This is a genomic window from Flavobacterium geliluteum, assembly GCF_017948595.1.
GTDB classification, from domain to species: Bacteria; Bacteroidota; Bacteroidia; order Flavobacteriales; family Flavobacteriaceae; genus Flavobacterium; species Flavobacterium flavipigmentatum.
In genome coordinates, this window is record NZ_JAGFBV010000017.1 from 19,054 (window position 1) to 43,089 (window position 24,036).

Here is a 24,036-nt window from a genome sequence, read left to right on the forward strand (position 1 = left end):
AAAAAAAGAATTCGGAAAAAAATGGATTAAAAAGGGGTAACAAATCAAGACATAAATTGATATAGAGTAAAAAGAAGCATTTTTTAAATACAAAATTAGTATTCAATGGAAAGTTATCAATTTACAACCGAGAAAGATTTTGCCAAATTTCAAAAAATACTTTCAACAAAGATTCAAAACGGATTTGTCATTACAGAGCGTAACGACAAATTGCCGTACGTTGTTTTAACAAAAGAGAAAAAACAAATTGATTCTTCTTTTCATTTGTTTCTTGTTTTTGCTACTATAGGTCTTTGGTCTTTTATTTGGCTGTATTTGATCATTCGTTATAAAAAGACCAAAAACATTCTGGTGGCGGTAGATGAAGACGGGAATGTTTTTGAAGAAAAGTGCCTTTCGAAATAAATTTCAAAAAAAAATTAAAAAAAGGGGTAACAATTATAAAACTAAAAACATCTATTACTATAACTATTTAAAACTAGAAATCATGAACACAAATTTTAAAAAAATCGGATTATTATTCTTGGCCATAACCACATTCGTAAGTTGCGATAATTCAGACGGCGACGATATTATTGTAACACCACCATCTGCTACAGCATTTGCCAATGTAAGAAATATTGCTATCGAGACAAGAACTCAAAAGTTTACGGCGACTGCGGGAACGGGAACCATTTCTTTAACTTCGGCCAAAGGCGTAAAAATTAACATCAATGGTAACTGTTTAACAAAAGTAGGAGTTCCTGTAACAGGTGCCGTTACTATTGAATACATCGAACTTTTTGACAAAGGAAACATGTTGGTAACCAACAAACCAACAATGGGTTTAACCGCTGACGGAAAGAAAAACTTGCTTATTTCTGGTGGTGAATTTTTTATCAAAGCCACACAAGGCGGACAAGAATTGGCAACCTCGTGCAATATTAATCTTTTGGTTCCTACAGCGCTCACAAATGGGTTAGACAACGAAATGACTTTGTGGTTTGGAAATGTAGAAGACCCGGAAAATCTGGTTTGGAGAGAAGCTAATCCAAATGCAGATGGAACTGGCGGAAAAGGTGGTGTGCAAGGCGAAGGAAACAATTATTATGTAACTTTTGGAAACTTCGGCTGGACAAACGTTGATAAATTTTATAGTGATCCACGACCAAAAACGACTATTCTGGTAGATGCCCCAGAAGGGTACGACAACAACAATTGCGCAATTTACTTGTCTTACGATGGCGAAGGTCAAAATGCTTTGGCAAAATTAGACACCTATACAACAGCAGGTTTATTTAGCGAGCATTACGGACAAATTCCGGTAGGATTGGCTTGTCACATTATTTTTGCAACCGAAGAAAGTGGTCAATGGCGCTACGCAATCAAAGCGGTTACGATTGCAGCGGGGAGCACTTATAGCTTTACTTTGGCAGAAACAACAGTGGGCAGCGAAGCGCAATTGGTAGCGGCTATCAATGCTATTCAGTAACTTACAAAATACTTTTCAGGAAAAAGTGATGATTTGCTCATCACTTTTTTTTACATTTAAAAATAATTTGAGATTCTTTTTTATAAATTTCAGAAGCTAATCCTGCTGTCCGCTGTATTCCCGATAAATAAAAACTACGGCTAAAAAGCCTTGTTTTTCTAAATCGGGAGATGCCGCTTCCATCAGGGCTAAAAACTCCTCGACTATGAAAAAACTATTGTACTACTTTATGTGTCTCTCATCAGTAATGGTGTTTTCGCAAGCAAAAGTAAAAGATACCATAACCCGAAGAGCCAATATTACCTACAATCAAAAAGCAAATGCAGTAACTTTTAAGCCCGAGACACCGCCTTTAATCCCGATTGCGGGAGCCCCAAAACCCAGTTATTCTTACCTGTGGGAACTCGGCGACGGTCATTACAGTAAACAGGCAGAACCCAAACATGTTTACAAAAAAAAAGGAACCTATACCGCCCGCCTGACCGTTACCAACAATTATGATAACGGCAAACCTCCTGCGACACGACCAAAAAAAGTAGCGGTAAACGAAATAGAAAATGACCCGTATCAGGACATTGCTTCTATAGCAGACCAAAACGGATTTGCGATTCAAAAAAACTGCGATCCCATTCCGGATCAGGAAATGGTAGTTGTGATGAGTTATCAGAATCTGGAAAATTATGTAGCCAGCGGAAAATTATATCTGTTTTATAACGAAAAACAATTCAAAAATAATCATTTCGAACTTCTTGATTTCAGAACCTATGCAGGCGAGTACGAAGTAAAAGAAAATACGCTTGCAAGCGCAACCGATCTTGATGAGTCTAAAACGTATTTGGCTTCTGCCGAAAATACTTTTAAAAGCAAAAAATACAAAAATACGACCACCGAAGAAGATTTAGAAGCCAGTCTGGCAGAAGCGAACAGTCTTTATAAAAATGTATCAATTCTGGATTTTGACAATGCCGATCCCGGTGAAACGCGCAATATTTTTTATACTTTCAAAACTACTCCAGAAATGATAAAAGACACCAGCGCAACCGTTACAATGCGGGGTATTTTTGTACCGAACAGAAGTTTTAAAAATCATAAAATCAAGAATCTCGAAATGGAAATTGTAACTTCTCACGATCCCAATAAAATGGGTTCTAACGGAAGTTTTATCAATTATAGATTGGTGAGTTTTAAGAGAGTAAAATTCAAAACCCGTTTTCAGAACAATGGCGAAGGTCCCGCCAGAATGATTCGTTTAGAAACCGATATTCCGGATATGTTTGACAAAAAAACGTTTCAAATAGAGAGTATGTATCCCGAGTGCCCTATTTGTCCAAAAGATGAGGTGCCTACTATAAGTTGCCTGGACACAATTATCAAGCAAAAACAAATTTTCTTTACTTTCAAAAACATCTATTTGCCTGGAAGTAATCAGAAAAATGTCAAAGAAATTGACAGTACCAAAGGCTTTGTACGTTATTCTATGAAGTTTAATGAAGATTTTCATAAAGTAAAAACCAAAAGCAGAACGGCAATTATTTTTGATAAAAATGAGCCCATTATTACCAATTATGCTACGACACGATTTTTGCCGGGTATTTCGATAGGAGCTAAGGCGGGTTACAATATCTACCCAGATTTAGAAAAAGCGACGAGTTATTTTGTGGGAGCTACGATTTCTCCCTTCAAATCGTACCGGTTTTATTGGCAGGTCGAATGGCTTAATGCCCTCAATAAGTATGAAAGTAAAGCCAGTGTAATGGATGAAATTGTCGTTAACCCAAACGGTGTAAAACAATTGCAACGTACTACAATCAGTGCAGAAAACAAAAATGTCAATTGGGAAATCCCGATTCTAATTCGATACAACATCAATAATTATTTTGGCATTGGTGCAGGAATACAGGCGAACGTAAATGTTTCGGAAGAGAATAATCAAACGATAAAAATTGAAAACTTTGAAGGTGGAGATACTCGATTTTTAATGAATACCACCACCAGATCCACTTCGATTAAAAATTCTTTTACCAATTATAATGCAGGTTTTTTGTTGGATCTGACGGCTGGTTTTGCCCGGATCGGACCTAGTTTTGGAGCCCGATATGTAATGAATTTTGAGCAGGATTTTAATTACATTCAGTTGTACGGAATATGGAAGTTTTAATAGTCTTGCGCAGCGATAGACAAAATTATTTTAATTTTTTTGAAATAAAATCCCGATGACAAAACGATATTGTTATTTTTTCTTCTTTTTTACTCTGATTTTATTCGGACAAAAAGCTGTAAATCCAGAAGATAAAATTTACCAAGCAATTGATGTTTTTATTGCAAACCCAACGGTACAAAATTTGCAGAAACTTTCTGCTGCAGAAGCCAATTTCTGGAAAAATCCGAAATCAAAAACCAAAGAAGAATGGCTGGCTATTGTGGTTTTAAACTGCAACAAAGCCTACTATGAAAATCAATTGGGTCAGACCAGTTCGTCCATAAAAAGTTATGAAAAAGCCTGGCAATTGTACCAAAAAAAGAAGCTTCAGGGATATGATATCATTGAGTATTGCCTGAAACCTCTGGGCAATTTATACACCATTTTAGGAGACTATGACAGTGCTGAGAACACTATAAAGCAGTATTTTTTTATAGTAAATACAACACCAAATTATCCTGATGCTGCAGGTCAAAAATTTGCAGCGATTTTAAATTTATCAAATGTCTATCAAAGTTCAGGAAAAAACAATCAGGTGATTGAGTTGTTAGAAAGCACTTTGAAAACAGAAAAATTATCGACTATTCAAAAAGGTGTTTTGTCGAATAATTTAGGGAATGCTTATTTACTAAGTTCAAAGAATATCCTACTGATTCGAAATTCTGATGACAAGGCAGAAAAGGCTTTTAATGCCTCGATACAATATCTGAAAGGCGAAAAAAATCAATCTGAAACGCTTTCTAATTCGTATCGAAATTTAGCTTCTCTCTATCGTCAACGGCAACAATTTGATGTCGCAAATAGTTATTTTGAACAAGCGGAAAAATTATTTTTAGAAATTCAGAATCCGCCAATTCGAAAAAAAGCAAAACTCTATTATGATAAAGCAGTATTGCTTTTTGATCAAAAAAAATACCGAGAAAGTGACGAGCAAATCGAAACAATATTGTCTATTTTACTTCCAAATTATACTACTGCAAAAAACACGTTGCCACATACAAATGATTTGTATCCCGAAACCCTTTTGATGGATGCGATTGATCTTCAGGCCGAGATTTTTTTGAAACAAAATAAGCCTAAAAAAGCGCTTGAAGCATTTGAACTTTCTTTTTATATCGAAGATTTACTCATGAATATAATGGTGTATGAAAATGCTAAAATCATCACCCAATTACGGGCCAGAAATCGTACCGAAAAATGTATTTCTATTTATGAAAATTTGTATTTTAAAGAGAAAAAAACTTCCTATTTGGTAAAGGCTTTTGAGTTGGCAGAAAAGACTAAATCAGGTATCCTGAAAGATTATCTTGCGACTGTTAAAACAGCTTCTTCAGAAGAAAAATCGCTTTTGAGACAGCTTCAAAACCTTAATAACGAAATTGTAAAAGAGCAACAAAAAGGAAGTTTGGCTCGTATTGAGATTATTAACAAAGCAATTAGAAAGCAAAATGAAGTCATGCTTTCGCTAAAGAAAAAACAATTTGAAAAGGATTATTTAGATGCCAAAAAAATTGATACAGAAGCGTTGTTATCTAAGTTAGAAAAACAAAAAGCTTTTATGATTTATTACTTTATGGGCAACGAAAAAATGTACTTTTTTACACTTAAACATCAACAAATAGCACTAGATTATATCAATATTACGCATACTGCTATTCCTAAAATCGTGCAATTTATAGATTATTTTAATGATTCAAATTCGATCAATAATGATATTTCAGGCTATAACAAATACGGGAAAGTGGCTTATGATGTACTAAAATTGCCAAAAAAAAACAATTACGAAAATCTCATTATTGTTCCAGATGGTATCTTAAATTTTCTGCCTTTTGAAGCGTTGATTACCGAAGGATCAAAGACGACCAATTTTGCCAAAATGCATTATTTTCTAAATGATTTTAATGTGGCGTATAACAATTCGGCTAGTTTTTACTTGAATTCTAATTCGATTTCATCCCATAAAAAAACCATTTTAGGTGTTTTCCCTATTTTCGAAAAAACTGATTTTGAATTGGCTTATTCTAAAAAAGAATTGCAATCGATAAAAGCTAAATTCGAAGGGAAATATTTAGAAAATGCTACTGCAACCTATTCTAATTTTAAAAATAATGCTGCCCAATATTCTATTTTGCATTTAAGTACGCATGCTTCTTCGGGCGATATCGAAACACCTGCGAGCATCAAATTTTATGATCGCGAAATTCTCTACTCTGAATTATATGGACTTACTATAAAGCCAGATTTAGTCGTTTTAAGTGCTTGCGAAACCGGAATTGGAAAGCTCTACAAAGCCGAAGGCGCGATGAGTATCGCAAGAGGTTTTCAGTTTGCGGGAGCTCAAAATCTATTGTTTTCGTTATGGAAAGTAAACGATTATACAACGGCTGTTTTTATGGATGATTTTTATCAAAACATTAAAAATAACCAATCTTATTTTGAAGCCAATGCCAATGCCAAACATGATTTTTTGAATAATCCCGACATTACAAACGCCAAAAAATCACCTTATTATTGGAGTGCATTTGTGTATTACGGTACTATTTCGCCTCCCGAAAAACCAACAAATTATATTGTGTACATCCTTAGTTTTTTGGGACTAATTGGTTTATTTTTGATATTCAATCGCTATCGAAAATGAAAGACTTACACGAAATTCTGAAAAAAGAAAAGTATAAAAAAATAAAATTCAAAATCATCAAAACACAGCATTTGCTAATAAAAATAAAAATCAATAATGTGTCGGGTAATTTTATTTTGGATACGGGCGCTTCCAATTCCTGTGTAGGCTACGAAAGCATTGAACGTTTTGAACTGACCACAAAAAACTCTGAAACTAAAGCCGCAGGAGCAGGAGGAACAGGAATGGATACTCAAATTTCGAAACATAATTTTTTGCAGATCGGTTCTTGGAAAAACGACGATTTCAGTCTCGTAATTTTTGACCTTTCACATGTCAATGAAGCCTTGCAGCAATACAAAGCAAAAGCGGTGCATGGCATTATTGGCGCAGATGTTTTGATGGAAGGAAAGGCAATTATTGATTATTATAATCATTATTTGTACCTTAAATAATAAATTTCAAAACGTGGTTTTTGAGCAAAATAAAAAATCCCAAACTCCTTATAATTGGATTTTGGGATTTTTAATATTATAAATTATTTTAAAACTATAGTTCTAAAGCTTTTTTAGCATCACCATTCATTAATAATTCTACTGGATTTTCTAGTGCTTCTTTTACAGCTACCAAGAATCCAACAGACTCACGCCCATCAATAATTCTATGGTCATAAGACAAAGCTACGTACATCATTGGGTGAATTTCTACTTTACCATTTACAGCAATCGGACGCTCAATAATATTGTGCATTCCTAAGATTCCTGATTGCGGTGGGTTGATAATTGGTGTAGACAACATACTTCCAAAAACACCTCCGTTAGTAATTGTAAATGTTCCGCCAGTCATATCATCAACGGTGATTTGACCATCACGTGCTCTAAGCGCCAATCGTTTGATCTCGGCTTCAATTCCACGGAAAGTTAAGTTTTCGGCATTACGTACTACAGGAACCATTAAACCTTTTGGTCCTGAAACTGCGATAGAGATATCTGCAAAATCGTATGCTACTTTGTAGTCGCCATCCATCATTGAGTTGACGTCTGGATATAATTGCAATGCTCTGGTTACAGCTTTTGTAAAGAAAGACATAAAACCTAAACCAAGACCACCATGTTTAGCTTTGAAAGCATCTTTGTACTCGTTACGAATCAAGTTGATTGGCGTCATATTAACTTCGTTGAAAGTCGTTAACATGGCTGTTTCGTTTTTAGCAGCAACTAATCTTTCTGCTACTTTACGGCGCAACATTGAAAGTTTTGTACGCTCAGAACCACGGTTTCCACCAGTTGGGGTTCCCATTGAAGGTACTGCATTTAAAGCATCTTCTTTAGTAATTCTTCCATCTTTGCCCGTTCCTGAAACAGTTGTTGGCGCTATATTTTTTTCGTCTAATATTTTTCTTGCTGCTGGAGAAGGAGTGCCAGATGCATAAGTTGTTGCTGCTGCTGGCGCTGCTTTTGGAGCTTCTGTTTTTACTTCGGCCTTTGGAGCCTCTGCTTTCGGTGTTTCTGCTTTTGGAGCTTCAGCTGCCGGAGCATCTCCTGCTGGTTTTGCTGCACCTGTATCAATTAAGCAAACTACTGCACCTACTGCTACTGCATCGCCTTCTTCTGCTTTTAGCGTAATGATTCCGCTTGCTTCTGCTGGTAACTCAAGAGTTGCTTTGTCTGAATCAACTTCAGCTATAGCTTGATCTTTTTCTACATAATCTCCGTCTTTTACTAACCAAGTTGCAATTTCAACTTCTTTTATTGATTCCCCTGGTGATGGGACTTTCATTTCTAAAATCATCTTCTTCTTTGTTTAAAGTTTAATTTGTTTAAAGTTTCAAGTTGCTTAACATTAAACCTGAAACTTTAAACTTGAAACAATTCTTTTTTATCTAAATAAATCTTTATCGAATACCATTCTAATGGCATCGGCGTGACGGCGTTTTGCACGTGTGTAACTTCCTGATGCCGGTGCAGCATAAGCTTTTAATGAAGCCAATCTCCATTTTACAAGATCAAAGTTCATTAACATAAAGCTATAGGCTCCCATGTTTTTAGGTTCTTCCTGTGCCCAAACATAATCGTCGGCATTTGGATATTGCGCGATAATCGCTTTTAATTGCTCAACTGGCAACGGAAATAATTGTTCGATACGAACAACTGCAACGTCTTTTCTACCATTGTTTTCTCTTTCGGCAACAATGTCGTAGTAGAATTTACCTGTAACAAAAACTAAAGTTTTTACTGCTTTTTTGTCTACTGCATTGTCATCAATTGTTTCTTGGAAACTTCCGGTTGCCAATTCTTCTACTGTAGAGACACATCTTGGGTCACGCAATAAACTTTTTGGAGAGAAAACGATCAAAGGTTTACGGAAATTGGTTTTCATTTGTCTTCTTAACAAGTGAAAAAAGTTTGCAGGCGTTGTACAATCGGCAACATACATATTTTGTCTTGCACAAAGCTGTAGGTAACGCTCCATTCTGGCAGAAGAGTGTTCTGCTCCCTGGCCTTCGTAACCGTGAGGCAATAATAAAACAATTCCGTTTTGATTGTTCCATTTGTCTTCACCACACGAAATGTACTGGTCGATCATAATTTGTGCACCATTAGAGAAATCTCCGAATTGTGCTTCCCAAATTGTCAATGCTTTTGGGTTAGCCAAGGCATATCCATAATCAAAACCAAGAACTCCGTATTCAGACAAAAGTGAATTGAATACTCCGAATTTTCCTTTTTTGTTTTCGATACCATTCAATAATATTACTTCTTCTTCAGAATCTTCCACTTTTACTACAGCGTGACGGTGAGAGAATGTACCACGCTCTACGTCTTGTCCTGAAATACGAATATCAAATCCTTCGGTCAAAAGAGAACCATAAGCTAATGTTTCTGCAGTTCCCCAGTCAACGGTATTGTTATCGTATCCGGCTTTTCTGTCGGTAACAATTTTAGTTATTTTATTGATGAATTTTTTATCTGATGGTAAAGTTGAGATTGTATTTATAATAGAATCTAAGCCTTTTTTATCAAAAGTTGTATCTACTTTTTGAAGCATTTGTGTATCGGTTACCTGAACAAATCCTTCCCATTCGTTTTTCATGAATGGTGTTATAATCGTCAAATCTTTTTTACGGGAAGCTTCTAAATTCTCCTCCATTAAAGATTTGTATTCCTTTTCTAAAGCATTTACATAAGTAGCATCAATTATGCCATCAGACAATAATTTCTCAGCATAAATATCTCTTGGATTTTTATGTTTTGCTATAATTTTATATAAAACCGGTTGGGTAAAACGAGGTTCATCACCCTCGTTATGACCGTATTTTCTATATCCTAATAAATCGATAAATACGTCACGGCCAAATTCCATTCTGTAATCTAAGGCAAAAGAAATGGCGTGAACTACAGCTTCGGCATCATCTGCATTTACGTGTAATACCGGCGAAAGCGTAACTTTTGCAACATCTGTACAGTAAGTAGAAGAACGAGCGTCTAAATAATTGGTTGTAAATCCAACCTGGTTGTTGATCACAATATGAATGGTACCTCCAGTTTTGTATCCGTCAAGCTGAGCCATTTGAATAATTTCGTACAAGATACCCTGACCTGCGATTGCAGCATCTCCGTGTACAGCGATAGGCAATACTTTTGAGAAATCATCAGCATAATATTTGTCTTGTTTGGCTCGGGTTATACCTTCAATTACGGCTCCAACTGTCTCTAAGTGAGAAGGGTTTGGTGCCAAATTGATATTGATGTTTTTTCCGGTTCTTGTTTTTTTGTCAGCAGTAAGTCCTAAGTGGTATTTTACGTCACCATCAAAATACTCCTGATCGTAATCTTTTCCGTCAAACTCTCCGAAGATGTCCTGAGTTGATTTGCCAAAAATATTTGCCAAAACGTTCAAACGCCCTCGGTGTGCCATTCCCATTACAAATTGTTCAACACCTTTTTCGGCTGCTTTTTCGATCAAGGCATCCAAAGCAGGAATAATAGATTCTCCACCTTCTAATGAAAATCGTTTTTGACCTACGTATTTCGTATGTAAAAAGTTCTCGAAAGAAACGGCTTGATTTAATTTGTTTAAGATGGTTTTCTTTTCTTCAGCAGAGAAATTCGGCTGATTAACATTTACTGCTAGTTTATCCTGAATCCATTTTACGACACTAGGATTTCTGATGTACATGTATTCAATACCAATGTGCTGGCAATAGATAGATTGAAGACGTATCACGATGTCCTGTAGAGAGCAAGGCGCAACTCCAATAACTTTGGCAGCATCAAAAACTGTTGATAAATCAGCAGCTGACAAACCAAAATTTTCTATATCCAAAGAAGGAGAAGAAACTCTACGGTCGCGAACTGGATTTGTTTTTGTAAACAAATGACCACGCGAACGGTAGCCATCAATTAATTTTAGGACATTGAATTCTTTTTGTAATTTTTCCGAAACTAAACTATAATCTGTAGTATTAGCAGCAAATTCAACTATTTGTTGTACAGGGTGTTCGTCATTATAAGTAGTCATTCCAAAGTCAAAACCTTGAAAAAAACTTCTCCAGCTAGGCTCAACGCTGTCTGGATTTACTGTATATTGATCGTATAATTGTGCAAAAAACTCTGTATGCGCTGCATTTAAAAATGAAAACCTATCCATAATATTTTTGAATATACTTTTGTTAAATAGAATGGCAAAAGTACAACAATCGATATTATTTAAATCTTTTTTTTGCTTACTTTTACGTAAAAATTTGTTAAAAATTGATGTAACAATGAAGAAAAATCAAATCTCAATCGTTTTCAAATCCTTTTTTGTGATTTTAATACTCTTGGTTTCAAGTTTTGCAATTGCTCAGGAAAAAGAGAGTTTTGATAATCGTAGTAATTTCTGGGATAAAGTGCAATTTGGTGGAGGTCTTGGGTTAGGGATAGGTTCTGGCTACACGGATATTTCTGTCATGCCAAGTGCTATCTATAATGTAAATGAGATTGTTGCTGTTGGTGCCGGATTGCAATTTGGTTATTTAGCATCAAAAAATTATTATAATTCTTTTGTTTATGGAGGAAGTTTGGTTACGCTTGTAAATCCTATTCCGGAACTTCAATTGTCTGCAGAATTAGAGCAGGTGCGCGTAAATACAGATTACAAAGCAAATAATGTAAGACCCGCTTTTTCGGATAATTATTGGAACACTGCTTTATATCTCGGAGCGGGTTACCGAAACGGAGGCGTTACTGTTGGAGCTCGCTACGATGTTTTGTATAATGACAAAAAAAGTCTTTACGGGTCAGCATTTATGCCATTTGTGAGGGTTTATTTCTAGCCTAATTAAGTTTTAGAAAGGGCTTATTAATTATTATTTTATTTTCTTCTAAGTTAGCTCTGGTTGTTCAATATTTTTCAAAAAAGTAAAACGGACTTTTTTTAAACAAAAAAAGAGAGAAATTGTTTTCCTCTCTTTTAAGTATTTTTTAGATTTTATCTTCAAAATAATTTCCTCTAGGATATGGTACTGGTTAAACCTACTAAATTAGCGCTTAACGCAGTAACCATTTTCCTGAGAATTCCAATATCAACCATCAATATCGGAATGTGCTCAACTTTTTTCATTATTGAGCGCCTACAAATTAAAAAAAACATGACTAAATTTTAAATAAGGCAAATTGTCAACTTCTTGTATTCGTTATATTTTTAAGTCTTTTTCAATAGATTGAAAAAGCGCTACATTTTTATTATACATCTTTTTATTGTAAGACTCAATATTACTATCCAGTACAAACGTGCAAATAAGTACCTTGAATGCTTTTTTGCTCACTTACTGTTAATTCTTCAGCATCTTCTAGGGTTAGTATATTTTGTATCATAATTATAGTTTTTTAATTAAAGCTTTTTTTTATCACTCGAGATTGTTCGCTCGTGTTTTTTATTACAATTCTATTTATGCTGTTCTTTCTAAAATATGAATTTCTTCGGCAAAATCGTTTAAAAAATATTTAAGCTCACTAATATCGTATTCGTTCGGAAAAACTTTTTCATTAACAATTTTTATTGGGGTGTAATTAAAATTATTTTTCTGGCACCACTCATATTGTTTGTTGATCTCCTGTGTGATCATCGCGCTTGTGCCATCGATAGACCATTTTTTTAGCCATTTGTCTAGTTCCATTTTTTTAATGTGCCAGTCAGAAATCGCTTCAACCGTTTTTCCAGGGGTCGATCTATAAATCATCAGTAATCTTTCTACCACTGTCTTAAACGGATTTTCATTGTTTTCCGGATTGACATTAAATAAAACATTCAAAAATATTTTATCCGGAAATTTCAAAACCAAGTCGAATGCTTCCTGAAAAGTTTTATGGCAATGTGTACAACTCGGACTTATAATGATCGAAAGATTGATACTTGCTTTTTTATTCCCAAACTGCAAACCTCTTAAATCTGAAAATCCATCTATTTTAGGGATTCTTTGCGATAAGAAATTCAGTACGGAATAGTTTCGCTTGAATTTTTTCAATTCGTTAAGAGAAACCTCGTTGGTGATTCTGTTTTTAAGAATAGATTTTATCCCAAGCCAAATCGTCAATAATAAAACGAAAGAAAACAGAAAAGGAAAAACATTTGATGTACTAAAAACCAATGTAAAGTTGCTGGAGGTAAACCAGACAATACTTTGCGAAACGATCAAAAAAGATACAATAAGACAAAGTGTGCACCATTTTCTAATTTCAAATTTCTGAATCCACACAGACAATACAATAATAGGTACAGAAAGTAAACTTAAGAATCCTACGAAAACAGCTGATTCAAACGGTAATAACAAAATGGACAACAAACTTGAGCTGAAAAAAATCAGCGGTAAATCGGTAAAGCTGATCCATTTGTTGATTCTTCGTAAATCGGATCGTATCACCGAATCACATGAAATCGCCGAACCTAGATTGCAGAATCTTGAATTTAAATTAGGACTTAAACCTATTTTTTTATCTACGATAAGAACACTAAATGCGAACCCTAATAAGGATGTGATTAAAAAAACAATGCTAAAAGTGTTGTAGTGATTGTAAATAAAAGATAATCCAGCTAACAAGAATACTGGCAATGCATATTTTAGCCATTTAAAACCAATCGAAGATTCTTCATTCAGTAACAATTTATTCTCTTCGATAGCAACAATTACGCCGTCCCAACCAGTTAAAAATTCTTCGTACGATATTTTTTGAATGCCTTCTTTGTCCGAATAAATTTTTACGTTTTTCTTGTTTTTTTCGACCAAAGTCAATTCTTGTTTGTAATAAGCTAAAAATGATTTTGGTAAATCAAGTATCTGTTCTTTCGAAATTCTTACCGCTGCGTTCTCAATTGACAACAAATCTAAAGAGTCTGTTATCGCAAACAAACTAGGATAATTTGGGTGCGATAGAAATAAGTCTTCAAACTCATTTTTTAGGTTTGAATACTTATTGATTTGAAGATATTTTTGAACAATTTTGACCATCGCTTTTGAACTATTATAATCGAAATAACAAGACAAATATTGGGGTTTTTATTTGAAAAACGATGCTCCAGTCACACTTTTTATTAATAATAGGTCATACAATTTATAAATTATATAAGTACAGTATTGGTAATTAAATATTTGATTTTTAAAACATTACGTTTTTTATTGGTTATGTAAAACGCCCGAAACCCCATTCTTGATTAAAGGCTTTGCTTTTTGTCTAGTTTTGAAATAGTGCTAACCACAAAACGTAAAATTATGTCAATTTCAACATTTAAATTAGAAGATTTCAAAAGCGAAAAATTATCAAAAAATCAGCAAAAAACAGTCCGTGGAGGAGATGGGGCAAATCCAAATTCGGGATCTGATCCGGGAAAAACCGGTGGTAATGGAAACAACTAAGAATTTAATACAAATAAAATTCTAGTTAGATATTATTCGCAAATTGAGCTGGAGATACTCCAGTTCTTTTGCGAAATGATTTTGCAAAAGAAACGGCATTCTTAAAGCCTACACTTTCTGCGATGGCTTGTGTAGAATATTTTCGATACATGTGATTGGTAATCATTTCATTGATTACATAATTTATCTTCAATTCATTGGAATATTCTCCAAATGATTTTCCGAATCTTTTGTTTACCACATACGATAAATAGGTAGTATTTGTTTTGATTTTTTTGGCTACATAAGGTAACGTAAAATCGGCGTTTAGGTATTCCAGTTTATTTTCGAGGGCTAATAATTTTTCTACAATCCTGTTTTCTTTAGCCTCATCCAAAGTTAAGTTGACAACTTCCTTTTTAATTGGGCTGTCCTCTATCGCTTCAGGTACGGCTAATTCTGGTTCCGGATTGTTTTTCTTTTCGAGGTTGATTTTAAATTCTTCAATCAAGGCATTCATCTTTTTGCGCGCTTTGATTTTATCTTTTCTGTTTTTTATCAATAAAAAAATGATGCCAACAACTAATACTCCGTAAAATGCCTTTAAAATTTTATTCCATAAGACATCATATTTGTATTTTTCCTCAATAAGAAGCATCTCAGCATCAAGATCATTAAGTCCTAGTTTTAAATTTACCTCTAAAACATCATGATCAAGTTTGGTTTCGAATTTTTCGTAATTATTGAGATAAATTTTAGAATGCTTATAAGCGAGTTCGGGCTCTTTTAGGATGTTGTAAATTTTTGCCTGATAATAATTTGATTTTAGAAAATCTATTTCATTGGCCTTAGATAAAGCTGCAATCGAATCGGTTTTTTTAAAAAACACCAATGCTTTACGGTATTTTTTCTGAACAAAATAAATATCCCCAAGGTTATAGTTGGCAACACATAAATCGTCCTGAAGCTTATTCTGCTGGGCAAAAATAATAATATCGTAATAAATTTTTTCTGCATTGGCATAATCGCTTTTTATGCTATAAATATTACCTAAGCTAAGTTTAGCAACCATTTTATTATCTGTAAAAAGCTCAGAATAGTAAACCGTTTTTTTATAAAAATACTCCGCAGAATCGAGCAGGAATCTTTTGTTTTTATTCTTCATAAAATAACTTTCATACGAAGAACCTAAAGTAAGATTGGTATTGCTTTTAATGTTTAAAAATTGCTCTTTGTTATAAACGTTTTCGTTTTGATCTACAAAATCATTTAACTGGCGTAAATTTTTTATAGCCAGTTGATAATTGCCAACTTTGTCGTTGATCAATGCAATATTGCCTTTAAACTTGGCGATCTGAATAATATCTTGCAGTGCTACTGAAAGCTTCATTCCGGTATGAAAAATTTCTAAAGCTTTCCCAAAATTACCTCTTTTCCATTCGCTTAATCCTCCATAATTATATAGGTAGGATTTTAGCTGTATTTTATCATTAGAATCTGGCATCTTATCCAAATACTTAAAAGCCAAAATATAGTTTTCTTTTGATTTTTCGGGTTTTCCTTTGAGTTGGTATAAATAAGACATGGCAGCAGTAGCAAAAGCCAAATGCTTATTGTTATTGGATTTGGCGAGCTGCTGAGCATATATAAAAGAGCTGTCAATGTTAGAGTTGGCGCTCAGTCTGATCTTTGCTTGCAATTGGATATACTCTTCCTGGCTCAAAGCATTCTTTTGTTGAGCAAAAACACTATTTAAGATAAAAAGAAGCAAAATAGAGATGGTAAACCTCATTCAATTTGTTTTGGAAACTCAAATTTAGCTTATAAATAACCAAAAAGCTAGAATTAATGCTTCTTATTTTATTTAAATTTTTGACCTATTTTAAAAAATATAACAATTTAAGTATATTTTGTTATATTTTTATTCCGTAAATTTGTTTTCTAAAAACTAGAAAAAATGAAACCAGACTTATTTCAAGCGCCAGATTACTATAACCTCGACGATTTATTATCAGAAGAACATAAATTAGTTCGCGAATCGGCTCGTGCATGGGTAAAAAGAGAAGTTTCACCCATTATAGAAGAGTACGCTCAAAAGGCCGAATTTCCAAAACAAATTATAAAAGGACTTGGAGAAATAGGTGGTTTTGGCCCTTATATTCCTGTAGAATATGGAGGAGCAGGGCTAGATCAAATTTCATACGGACTCATTATGCAGGAAATCGAGCGCGGTGATTCTGGTGTAAGATCAACATCATCGGTGCAGTCTTCTTTGGTAATGTACCCGATATGGAAATATGGAAACGAAGAACAAAGAATGAAATATTTGCCAAAATTGGCAACAGGAGAATTCATGGGCTGTTTTGGCTTGACCGAGCCAGACCATGGTTCTGACCCAGGAAGTATGATTACCAATTTTAAAGACATGGGTGATCATTATCTTTTAAATGGTGCTAAAATGTGGATCTCAAATGCTCCTTTTGCAGATATTGCAGTAGTTTGGGCCAAAAATGAAGAAGGTAGAATACACGGATTAATTGTAGAACGCGGCATGGAAGGTTTTACAACTCCAGAAACGCACAATAAATGGTCACTTCGAGCTTCGTCTACCGGCGAATTGATTTTTGACAATGTAAAAGTGCCTAAAGAAAATTTATTACCAAATAAGTCAGGATTAGGAGCGCCGCTGGGTTGTCTGGATTCTGCTCGTTACGGAATTGCATGGGGAGCCATTGGTGCTGCTATGGATTGCTACGATACCGCTTTGCGTTATGCAAAAGAAAGAATTCAGTTCGGGAAACCAATTGGCGGTACACAATTGCAACAAAAGAAACTGGCCGAAATGATCACCGAAATCACCAAAGCACAATTGCTAACATGGCGTCTGGGTGTTTTAAGAAACGAAGGAAAAGCAACTACGGCACAGATTTCTATGGCAAAAAGAAACAATGTAGATATGGCCATTCATATCGCGCGAGAAGCACGTCAGATGCTGGGCGGTATGGGAATTACAGGCGAATACTCGATCATGCGCCACATGATGAATCTGGAGAGTGTTATTACCTACGAAGGAACTCATGATATTCATTTGCTTATTACAGGAATGGATGTAACGGGTATTCCAGCTTTTAAATAGCAGGCAACTATTAGCCGATATACAAAATCAATATAAAAAGCTTCTTGTTATCAAGAAGCTTTTTATATTTGCATAAAAATTACACACATGAATATTGAAGCCATCAATACCAGCATTCAACCTCAAAAAGAGCAACTTCTACAACATTCATTATACAATAAAATTCAAAATATAGACGATTTGCATCGCTTTTTAGAAAGTCATGTATTTGCCGTTTGGGATTTTATGTCTTTATTAAAAGCATTGCAAGCCAAACTTACTTGTACTACAACACCGTGGTTTGCGACCAAAAATCCGCAGACAAGATATTTGATTAATGAAATCGTTCTTGCCGAAGAAACAGACCTTACAATAGACGGAAGAAGACAAAGCCATTACGAAATGTATCTCGAGGCAATGGAAGATTGTGGTGCCGACACATCGGGAATCAATAACTTTTTGGCCGAGGTAAATTCGCTTCATAATATTTTTGTCGCTATCAAACAAAGTAATCTGCATCCGGATGTAAAAGCTTTTCTTGATTTTACTTTTAGAGTAATCGAAGAAGGAAAACCACATCAAATTGCTGCCGCTTTTACTTTCGGAAGAGAAGATTTAATTCCGAGTATGTTTACAGCCATCTTAAAAAACTTTCAGAAAAACTTACCTGAAATAAATTTAAGCAAATTGCTTTATTATTTTGAAAGACATATCGAATTGGATGCCGATGAGCACGGTCCAATGGCAATGCAAATGATCAATGATTTGTGTGAGAATGATGCGCAAAAATGGAAAGAAGTTGAAGAAATTTCAATTCTCGCTTTAGAAAGACGCATTGGACTCTGGAACTCTATCGAAGAGCAGATTGTGATGAAAGCCGAAATGGCTTAAAAACCGCTGTTACTTTTTTAACGTAACTATTTGTTTAGAATGTCCCATAATATAATCGCTATACATTATGAAAATGCAGTCCAAACAAATAGTTGTGTTTTTATTCTCCCTACTGCTTTTTAGCTGTAACTCCGAGGAAATGTCCTCAGAGACCATACCGCCGGTTACGCCGCCTGTAATCATACAGCCCAATCCTGTAACTCCCGTTGTGGGCAATATCCATTATTTGGCTTTGGGCGACAGTTATACCATTGGTCAAAGTGTTTGCGAAACATGTCGTTTTCCAGAACAGCTCAAATCAAGTCTGAGTTCGGTTTATCCTGGTGCCAGCTTTTCATTAAAAGTTATCGCCACCACAGGCTGGACAACTTCCAGCTTAATTTCGGCACTAAATGAACAAAATCTCACACCCAATTATGACTTGGTTACGTTATTAATCGGAGTCAATAATCAGTACCAAAGCATCAATTTCTCGGTCTACCAGAAAGAATTTCCAGAACTCGTGACCAAAGCAATAACCTTGGCCAAAGGAGACAAAAAAAATGTCGTGGTCATTTCTATTCCCGATTATGCCTACACACCTTACAGCACCCTTTACGATGCTGCGGGAAAAAATAAAATTTCAGAAGAAATAGACGCTTACAATAAGTTTGCAGAAAATTATTGCATCGCCAATGGAGTTGTTTTTGTCTCCATCACCGACATCACCAGAAAAGGCATCGAAATTCCCAGTTTAGTAGCCTCAGATGGTTTGCATCCTTCAAAATCTGCTTATACCTTATTTGTTGAGCGCATGTTGCCAAAAGTAAAAATTGCGTTGCAGGACTAATCTTTTTTTTAGGAGCAGCAGTTTTGTTTCTAGAACAACACCTGTCCCGCTATTCGCTGTATCTCTTATGGCGAACCCCGCCACAAGAGGATGTCGCTTCTATCGGGGCTATTACAGCCATTATTGTCTTCGGTAGTGGTTAAGTAGCCTGATCAACAAAGGCTAATCATTATTCAAAGCTTTGTATTATGCTATTCCATTCAATAAATATTCTAAAGGCAAGGGATAAAGATCAATAGTGAGCGGTTTTAGTTTCAGTTAGGTAAAATTTATTCTTTGCAGACCTTATCTTTTCTTCAAAAAATAAAATCGAAACTTAATTTTGTTAACTCGCAATTTAGTTTTTAGAACTAATAATTGGATTCTGTTAACTCCAAATTAGATTTTGTCAACTACTAATTTAGTTTTGTGTACTACAAATTAGATTTTGCTTTCTAAAAACTCAATTTTGTTAACTAGTAATTTAGTTTTTATAACGAGTAATTTAATTTGGTGTATTACTAATTTAATTTTATCAAAAGCAAATTAAATAATTAGAAAGCAAAATTAAATTACGAGTTAACAAAATCCTTTATTTTGATCTAAAATATTGATTTTCAATAAAAAGAGATGTTAAATCTCGATTTCGGCATTTAATTTTCGATTATTTTTGTAAGTATAATTTTAATATTTAAAAAAATGGCACGAAAAAAACTAGTACGAGTATTGGATCTCGAAAAAAGTGTTACGCGTTTGGCAGCAGTCAAAAGTATAGACAAGGCTTTAGATTTAGGAAACGGTATTAATGTTCCTAATTATGAAAAACAGGTAACTTTGTTATCAAACAAACTCAATAGTTACAATACGGCGTTGAGCACGCTCGATGATTTGTATAATGATTGTATTGAGCAGATCAGGATCATCAAAGATTGGAACGAAAGAATTTTGACTGGTGTAGCCACCAAATATGGCAAAAACAGCACCCAGTACGAAATGGCGGGCGGAAAAAAGAAAAGCGATCGTAAAAAAGCAAAACCAAAACCAAAACCAAAGGCATAATACGCCATAATCACCCTCAAGAAAATCCCATTTTACCCATCTCAAATGGGATTTAGTTTTTTTTAAAATAACCATTCAGTAAAATAATTCCTGATTTTTGATATAAAAAATCCGTACCTCTGTTTTTTCCGAAACCTTTCAGGGACAGTTTTCTCCCTCTTCTATTTAGGTATTTTATAAAAATAATTTTATTTTCAGCTCATTTTGATAGTTTATCATGTCTGGAAAATTCTTTTATTGTATTACAAAATAATAAAAAGGAGCCCAATCTTCTTTATCAGCAGCCTTTAAATCTTTTCTTAAATAATCAGGATTTTTTTATGGGATGTAGTGTGATATTTTTTCTTTTTTAATAGCTGTATTTTTCCTAAAATTGATTATAATTGACCTATTTGTGCAAATTGAGGGTAAAGTAAAGAGAATTATATCCTAACTTTACATTTGCTTTTTGTTAGTATATTCAACATCATAAAGGAAATTATAGCGCACATAGTAAACAAAAAAATAATCGAAATTGAAAATTTTTCCTAACTACATCCAAGCTGATTCTAAAGATTGCGGCCCTACATGTTTAAAAATAATTGCCAGGCATTTTGGAAAAACGATTCATATTCAGGAGTTAAGAGATTTTAGCGAGACTACGAGAGAAGGCAGTAATTTGCTTTTTTTGAGTGAAGCCGCTGAGAAAATTGGTTTTAGAACATTAGGCGTAAAATTAAGCCTCGAAAGACTCGAAGATGCACCCTTGCCATGTGTTCTGCACTGGAATAATGATCATTATGTGGTACTTTATAAAATAAAAAAAGGCATTTATTATATTTCTGATCCAGCTTTTGGATTAATTGAATACAATAAAAAAGAGTTCCTTAAATTCTGGATAGGAAATAATGCAGACGACACCACTCAGGAAGGAATTGCCTTGTTGATGGAAGCTACTCCAAAGTTTTTTCAGTCAGAATTTGATAAAGAAGACAACAAAGGATTAGGTTTTGGCATGTTAGCGCAATATGTTTTACGGTACAAATCTTTTTTGGTGCAGTTGAGTATTGGCTTGTTAGCGAGTAGTTTGTTGCAGCTTATTTTTCCGTTTCTAACCCAAAGCATTGTCGATGTTGGGATTCAAAATCAAAACATTCATTTTATATATTTAATTCTTTTTGCACAATTGTTTTTATTTGCTGGAAGAACAGGTTTAGAATTGATACGAAGCTGGATTTTATTGCATCTTTCTACCCGCATAAATATTTCGCTTATTTCAGATTTCTTTATTAAATTGATGAATTTGCCCATCTCCTTTTTTGATGTTCGAATGACGGGTGATATCATGCAACGCATCAACGATCACCGCAGAATCGAACGTATTTTGACGACATCATCACTCAATGTTTTGTTTTCTGTGATTAATATGGTGATTATGGGGGGCGTTTTGGCGTATTATAATATAAAGATATTTTTTGTGTTTTTTGCAGGGAGTCTCTTGTACTTTGGTTGGATTATATTATTCCTCAAAAGAAGAGAAATTCTTGATTATAAGCGTTTTGCTGAGGTGTCAAGCGAGCAAAGTAAGGTGATGGAACTCATAAACGGCATGCAGGAAATCAAGTTGCACAACGCTGAGAAACAAAAACGTTGGGGTTGGGAGTATGTGCAGGCAAGATTGTTTAGAGTTTCTATAAAAGGATTGGTTTTAGAGCAAACACAAACGATAGGTTCCTCCGTGATCAACGAACTAAAGAATATTTTTATCATATTTTTATCGGCAAAATTGGTTATTGATGGCTCGATCACACTCGGGATGATGTTGGCCATAAGTTCGATCGTGGGTAGTTTAAACGGTCCAATTACACAACTTATTGAGTTTGTCCGAGAGCTGCAAGATGCCAAAATATCTTTGGCGAGATTATCCGAAATTCATGATAAGGAAGACGAAACACAACAAGAAATGCATCAAACCAATGATGTTCCGTATAACGCTGATATTACGATAAAAAACCTTTCTTATCGTTATTTAGGATCTGATATTCCTGTTTTACAGGATTTAAATTTGAGGATACCCGCCAATAAAGTTACCGCAATAGTAGGTGTTAGCGGAAGCGGTAAAACTACTTTGATGAAATTGTTGCTCAAGTTTTATGAGCCCGAAAAAGGAGAAGTCAATATTGGTAACACCCAACTTAAAAATATTTCGCAAAAAGCATGGCGATCTAACATTGGAGCTGTCATGCAGGAAGGATTTATTTTTAGCGATACTATTGCAAACAATATTGCGATAGGGGTAGACAAAGTAGATAAAGAAAAGCTGGTATATGCTGCCGATGTCGCTAATATAAAAGAATACATAAGCGAATTGCCTCTTGGTTATAACACCAAAATTGGTTCTGAAGGTTTGGGGATGAGTACAGGGCAGAAGCAACGATTGTTAATTGCCAGAGCAGTTTATAAAAATCCGGAAATTTTGTTTTTTGATGAAGCAACATCGGCATTAGATGCCAACAACGAGAAAGAAATCATGCGAAAATTAGATATTTTCTTTAAGGATAAAACCGTTATTGTAATAGCGCATCGATTGAGCACGGTAATGAATGCCGATCAAATTGTGGTTTTGGATAAGGGTAAAATTATCGAAATAGGAAGCCATAAGACATTGGTAGAAGAAAAAGGAAATTATTTTGAATTGGTTCGAAATCAATTACAATTAGGAAATTAATTATGATCGAAGACACTACATTTGAATTAAGAAGCGAAGAGGTACAGGATATTTTGACCAAAGTACCGCATTGGATGATCCGTTGGGGGTCTATCCTGATATTGGGTATCTTGCTGATGTTGTTTTTTATATCTTGGTTTGTAAAATATCCAGATGTGGTTACCGCCGAGATTATAATTACAACCAACGTTCCTCCGGAGAAAATTGTAGCAAAAGTTTCGGGTAGAATTGAAGCCATTTTAGTCAAAAATAAAGCGGTGGTGTCTAAAAACACTACCTTGGCCATTATCGAAAATACAGCCAATTATAAAGATGTTTTTCTACTGAAAAGTATCATTGAAAAGTATAATATTAATGATCCTAAAGTCGGTTTTCCTTTTTTAGTATTAAAAAACACTCAGTTAGGTGAGATAGAAAGTGCTTATGCTGTTTTTCAAAAAGAGTATCAGGCACAGGAATTAAATCATAATTTACATCCTTTTGAAGTAGAAAGCAGGGCGCAAAGTTCTGAAAACATTCAGATAAAAGAACGCCTGGAGATTTTGCAGCAGCAAAAAATTATTAACGAAAGTGAATTGCAGCTGCAAAAAAATGAGGTGACACGATTTGAGACGTTGTTCAATAAAGGCATTATTTCAACTCAGGAAATGGAGGCAAAAAAGCTGAGTTACCTTCAGGCGCAAAAAAGTTACAAAAGTCTGCTGTCGTCTATTTCGCAACTAAAATCTTCTTTGATAGATAATACAAAATCTAGTCAGAATTTGCAAATAAACAGCACAAGAGAAGAGGTGAATTTAGGACGTAATATGACACAATCTTTCTACCAGCTTAAAAAAGTGATTAAGGATTGGGAGCTTAATTATACCTTACAATCATCAGTTAACGGAGTGGTTACTTTTTTGCAGGTCTGGAACGAAAATCAGACCATTAATGTTGGCGATAATGTTTTTTCTATTATTCCGGATGCCCGAAACGGTTTTGTCGGAAAAGTAAAAGCGCCAGCTTTGAATTCGGGGAAAATAAAATCGGGGCAAAAAGTAAACATACGATTGGCCAATTTTCCGGACAGAGAATTTGGTGTTTTAAAAGGTACAATTCAAAACATTGCTTTGGTTCCTGATGAAGAAGGTAATTTATTGATTGATGTAGCTTTGCCAAATGGTTTGAAAACTTCGTATAAAAAACAAATTGTTTTTCAGCAGGAAATGAAGGGCAGCGCAGAGATTGTTACAGAAGATTTACGATTAATAGAGCGAATTTTATACCAGTTCAAAAGTATTTTTGAACAGGTTTAA

At 34.6% G+C, this 24,036-nt stretch carries 17 protein-coding genes; 13 read left to right on the forward strand and 4 right to left on the reverse strand.

What is annotated here, in order from left to right; genetic code table 11:
* Nucleotides 1-105 precede the first annotated feature (105 nt).
* The 5 genes from J3495_RS11505 to J3495_RS11525 all read left to right on the forward strand — a co-directional run bounded on the left by J3495_RS11505 (nucleotide 106) and on the right by J3495_RS11525 (nucleotide 6,743).
* Nucleotides 106-405, forward strand: a complete 300-nt coding sequence (locus tag J3495_RS11505) for a hypothetical protein (RefSeq protein WP_210666701.1) — start codon at nucleotides 106-108, stop codon at nucleotides 403-405.
* Nucleotides 406-487: 82 nt separating this feature from the next.
* Nucleotides 488-1,471 (forward strand): hypothetical protein, encoded by a 984-nt coding sequence (locus tag J3495_RS11510; RefSeq protein WP_210666702.1) that lies wholly within the window; start codon nucleotides 488-490, stop codon nucleotides 1,469-1,471.
* A gap of 205 nt (nucleotides 1,472-1,676) precedes the next feature.
* A complete protein-coding gene (locus tag J3495_RS11515; protein WP_210666703.1) occupies nucleotides 1,677-3,629 on the forward strand; it encodes a PKD domain-containing protein in 1,953 nt (650 codons plus the stop codon).
* A gap of 55 nt (nucleotides 3,630-3,684) precedes the next feature.
* Nucleotides 3,685-6,309: a CHAT domain-containing protein gene (locus J3495_RS11520; RefSeq protein WP_210666704.1), complete on the forward strand. Its 2,625-nt coding sequence runs from the start codon at nucleotides 3,685-3,687 to the stop codon at nucleotides 6,307-6,309.
* A complete protein-coding gene (locus tag J3495_RS11525) occupies nucleotides 6,306-6,743 on the forward strand; it encodes a retropepsin-like aspartic protease (RefSeq protein WP_210666705.1) in 438 nt (145 codons plus the stop codon). Before J3495_RS11520 ends, J3495_RS11525 begins: the two co-directional genes overlap by 4 nt.
* 94 nt (nucleotides 6,744-6,837) lie before the next feature.
* Here J3495_RS11525 and odhB read toward each other — a convergent pair whose 3' ends face one another.
* A complete protein-coding gene (odhB, locus tag J3495_RS11530; protein WP_210666706.1) occupies nucleotides 6,838-8,079 on the reverse strand; it encodes a 2-oxoglutarate dehydrogenase complex dihydrolipoyllysine-residue succinyltransferase in 1,242 nt (413 codons plus the stop codon).
* A gap of 87 nt (nucleotides 8,080-8,166) precedes the next feature.
* On the reverse strand, nucleotides 8,167-10,938 hold the full coding sequence (locus J3495_RS11535; protein WP_210666707.1) for a 2-oxoglutarate dehydrogenase E1 component: 2,772 nt from the start codon (nucleotides 10,936-10,938) through the stop codon (nucleotides 8,167-8,169).
* 115 nt (nucleotides 10,939-11,053) lie between these two features.
* On the opposite strand from J3495_RS11535, the gene J3495_RS11540 reads away from it, so the two are divergent.
* Nucleotides 11,054-11,605 carry a hypothetical protein gene (locus J3495_RS11540; protein WP_210666708.1) on the forward strand — a complete coding sequence of 184 codons (552 nt, stop codon included), beginning with the start codon at nucleotides 11,054-11,056 and terminating at the stop codon, nucleotides 11,603-11,605.
* Nucleotides 11,606-12,220: 615 nt separating this feature from the next.
* On the opposite strand, the gene J3495_RS11545 is transcribed toward J3495_RS11540, so the two are convergent.
* The gene (locus J3495_RS11545) at nucleotides 12,221-13,813 is read right to left on the reverse strand and encodes a vitamin K epoxide reductase family protein (RefSeq protein ID WP_236025452.1); all 1,593 of its coding nucleotides are present in this window, start codon (nucleotides 13,811-13,813) and stop codon (nucleotides 12,221-12,223) included.
* Nucleotides 13,814-14,038: 225 nt separating this feature from the next.
* Here J3495_RS11545 and J3495_RS11550 point away from each other — a divergent pair, with 225 nt between their 5' ends.
* On the forward strand, nucleotides 14,039-14,182 hold the full coding sequence (locus J3495_RS11550; RefSeq protein WP_210666709.1) for an rSAM-modified peptide: 144 nt from the start codon (nucleotides 14,039-14,041) through the stop codon (nucleotides 14,180-14,182).
* Nucleotides 14,183-14,207: 25 nt separating this feature from the next.
* Here J3495_RS11550 and J3495_RS11555 read toward each other — a convergent pair whose 3' ends face one another.
* Nucleotides 14,208-15,953 (reverse strand): helix-turn-helix domain-containing protein, encoded by a 1,746-nt coding sequence (locus tag J3495_RS11555; RefSeq protein ID WP_210666710.1) that lies wholly within the window; start codon nucleotides 15,951-15,953, stop codon nucleotides 14,208-14,210.
* Between the two features lie 165 nt (nucleotides 15,954-16,118).
* Here J3495_RS11555 and J3495_RS11560 point away from each other — a divergent pair, with 165 nt between their 5' ends.
* From J3495_RS11560 to J3495_RS11585, 6 genes are all read left to right on the forward strand, one after another.
* Nucleotides 16,119-17,297: an acyl-CoA dehydrogenase family protein gene (locus tag J3495_RS11560; protein ID WP_210666711.1), complete on the forward strand. Its 1,179-nt coding sequence runs from the start codon at nucleotides 16,119-16,121 to the stop codon at nucleotides 17,295-17,297.
* Nucleotides 17,298-17,384: 87 nt separating this feature from the next.
* A complete protein-coding gene (locus J3495_RS11565) occupies nucleotides 17,385-18,167 on the forward strand; it encodes a DUF3050 domain-containing protein (protein ID WP_210666712.1) in 783 nt (260 codons plus the stop codon).
* A 67-nt stretch (nucleotides 18,168-18,234) separates the two neighbouring features.
* Nucleotides 18,235-18,996: an SGNH/GDSL hydrolase family protein gene (locus tag J3495_RS11570; RefSeq protein ID WP_210666713.1), complete on the forward strand. Its 762-nt coding sequence runs from the start codon at nucleotides 18,235-18,237 to the stop codon at nucleotides 18,994-18,996.
* Nucleotides 18,997-19,674: 678 nt separating this feature from the next.
* Nucleotides 19,675-20,034, forward strand: coding sequence for a hypothetical protein (locus J3495_RS11575; protein ID WP_210666714.1), 360 nt, complete (start codon nucleotides 19,675-19,677; stop codon nucleotides 20,032-20,034).
* Nucleotides 20,035-20,548: 514 nt separating this feature from the next.
* Nucleotides 20,549-22,741: a peptidase domain-containing ABC transporter gene (locus tag J3495_RS11580; protein ID WP_210666715.1), complete on the forward strand. Its 2,193-nt coding sequence runs from the start codon at nucleotides 20,549-20,551 to the stop codon at nucleotides 22,739-22,741.
* Nucleotides 22,742-22,743: 2 nt separating this feature from the next.
* A complete protein-coding gene (locus tag J3495_RS11585; RefSeq protein WP_210666716.1) occupies nucleotides 22,744-24,036 on the forward strand; it encodes an HlyD family secretion protein in 1,293 nt (430 codons plus the stop codon).

Excerpts from the sequence above, each read along its gene's own strand:
- J3495_RS11505 (WP_210666701.1), top strand. The coding sequence starts at position 106 with ATGGAAAGTTATCAATTTACAACCGAGAAAGATTTTGCCAAATTTCAA.
- J3495_RS11510 (WP_210666702.1), top strand. The coding sequence starts at position 488 with ATGAACACAAATTTTAAAAAAATCGGATTATTATTCTTGGCCATAACC.
- J3495_RS11515 (WP_210666703.1), top strand. The coding sequence starts at position 1,677 with ATGAAAAAACTATTGTACTACTTTATGTGTCTCTCATCAGTAATGGTG.
- J3495_RS11520 (WP_210666704.1), top strand. The coding sequence starts at position 3,685 with ATGACAAAACGATATTGTTATTTTTTCTTCTTTTTTACTCTGATTTTA.
- J3495_RS11525 (WP_210666705.1), top strand. The coding sequence starts at position 6,306 with ATGAAAGACTTACACGAAATTCTGAAAAAAGAAAAGTATAAAAAAATA.
- odhB (WP_210666706.1), bottom strand. The coding sequence starts at position 8,079 with ATGATTTTAGAAATGAAAGTCCCATCACCAGGGGAATCAATAAAAGAA.
- J3495_RS11535 (WP_210666707.1), bottom strand. The coding sequence starts at position 10,938 with ATGGATAGGTTTTCATTTTTAAATGCAGCGCATACAGAGTTTTTTGCA.
- J3495_RS11540 (WP_210666708.1), top strand. The coding sequence starts at position 11,054 with ATGAAGAAAAATCAAATCTCAATCGTTTTCAAATCCTTTTTTGTGATT.
- J3495_RS11550 (WP_210666709.1), top strand. The coding sequence starts at position 14,039 with ATGTCAATTTCAACATTTAAATTAGAAGATTTCAAAAGCGAAAAATTA.
- J3495_RS11555 (WP_210666710.1), bottom strand. The coding sequence starts at position 15,953 with ATGAGGTTTACCATCTCTATTTTGCTTCTTTTTATCTTAAATAGTGTT.
- J3495_RS11560 (WP_210666711.1), top strand. The coding sequence starts at position 16,119 with ATGAAACCAGACTTATTTCAAGCGCCAGATTACTATAACCTCGACGAT.
- J3495_RS11565 (WP_210666712.1), top strand. The coding sequence starts at position 17,385 with ATGAATATTGAAGCCATCAATACCAGCATTCAACCTCAAAAAGAGCAA.
- J3495_RS11570 (WP_210666713.1), top strand. The coding sequence starts at position 18,235 with ATGAAAATGCAGTCCAAACAAATAGTTGTGTTTTTATTCTCCCTACTG.
- J3495_RS11575 (WP_210666714.1), top strand. The coding sequence starts at position 19,675 with ATGGCACGAAAAAAACTAGTACGAGTATTGGATCTCGAAAAAAGTGTT.
- J3495_RS11585 (WP_210666716.1), top strand. The coding sequence starts at position 22,744 with ATGATCGAAGACACTACATTTGAATTAAGAAGCGAAGAGGTACAGGAT.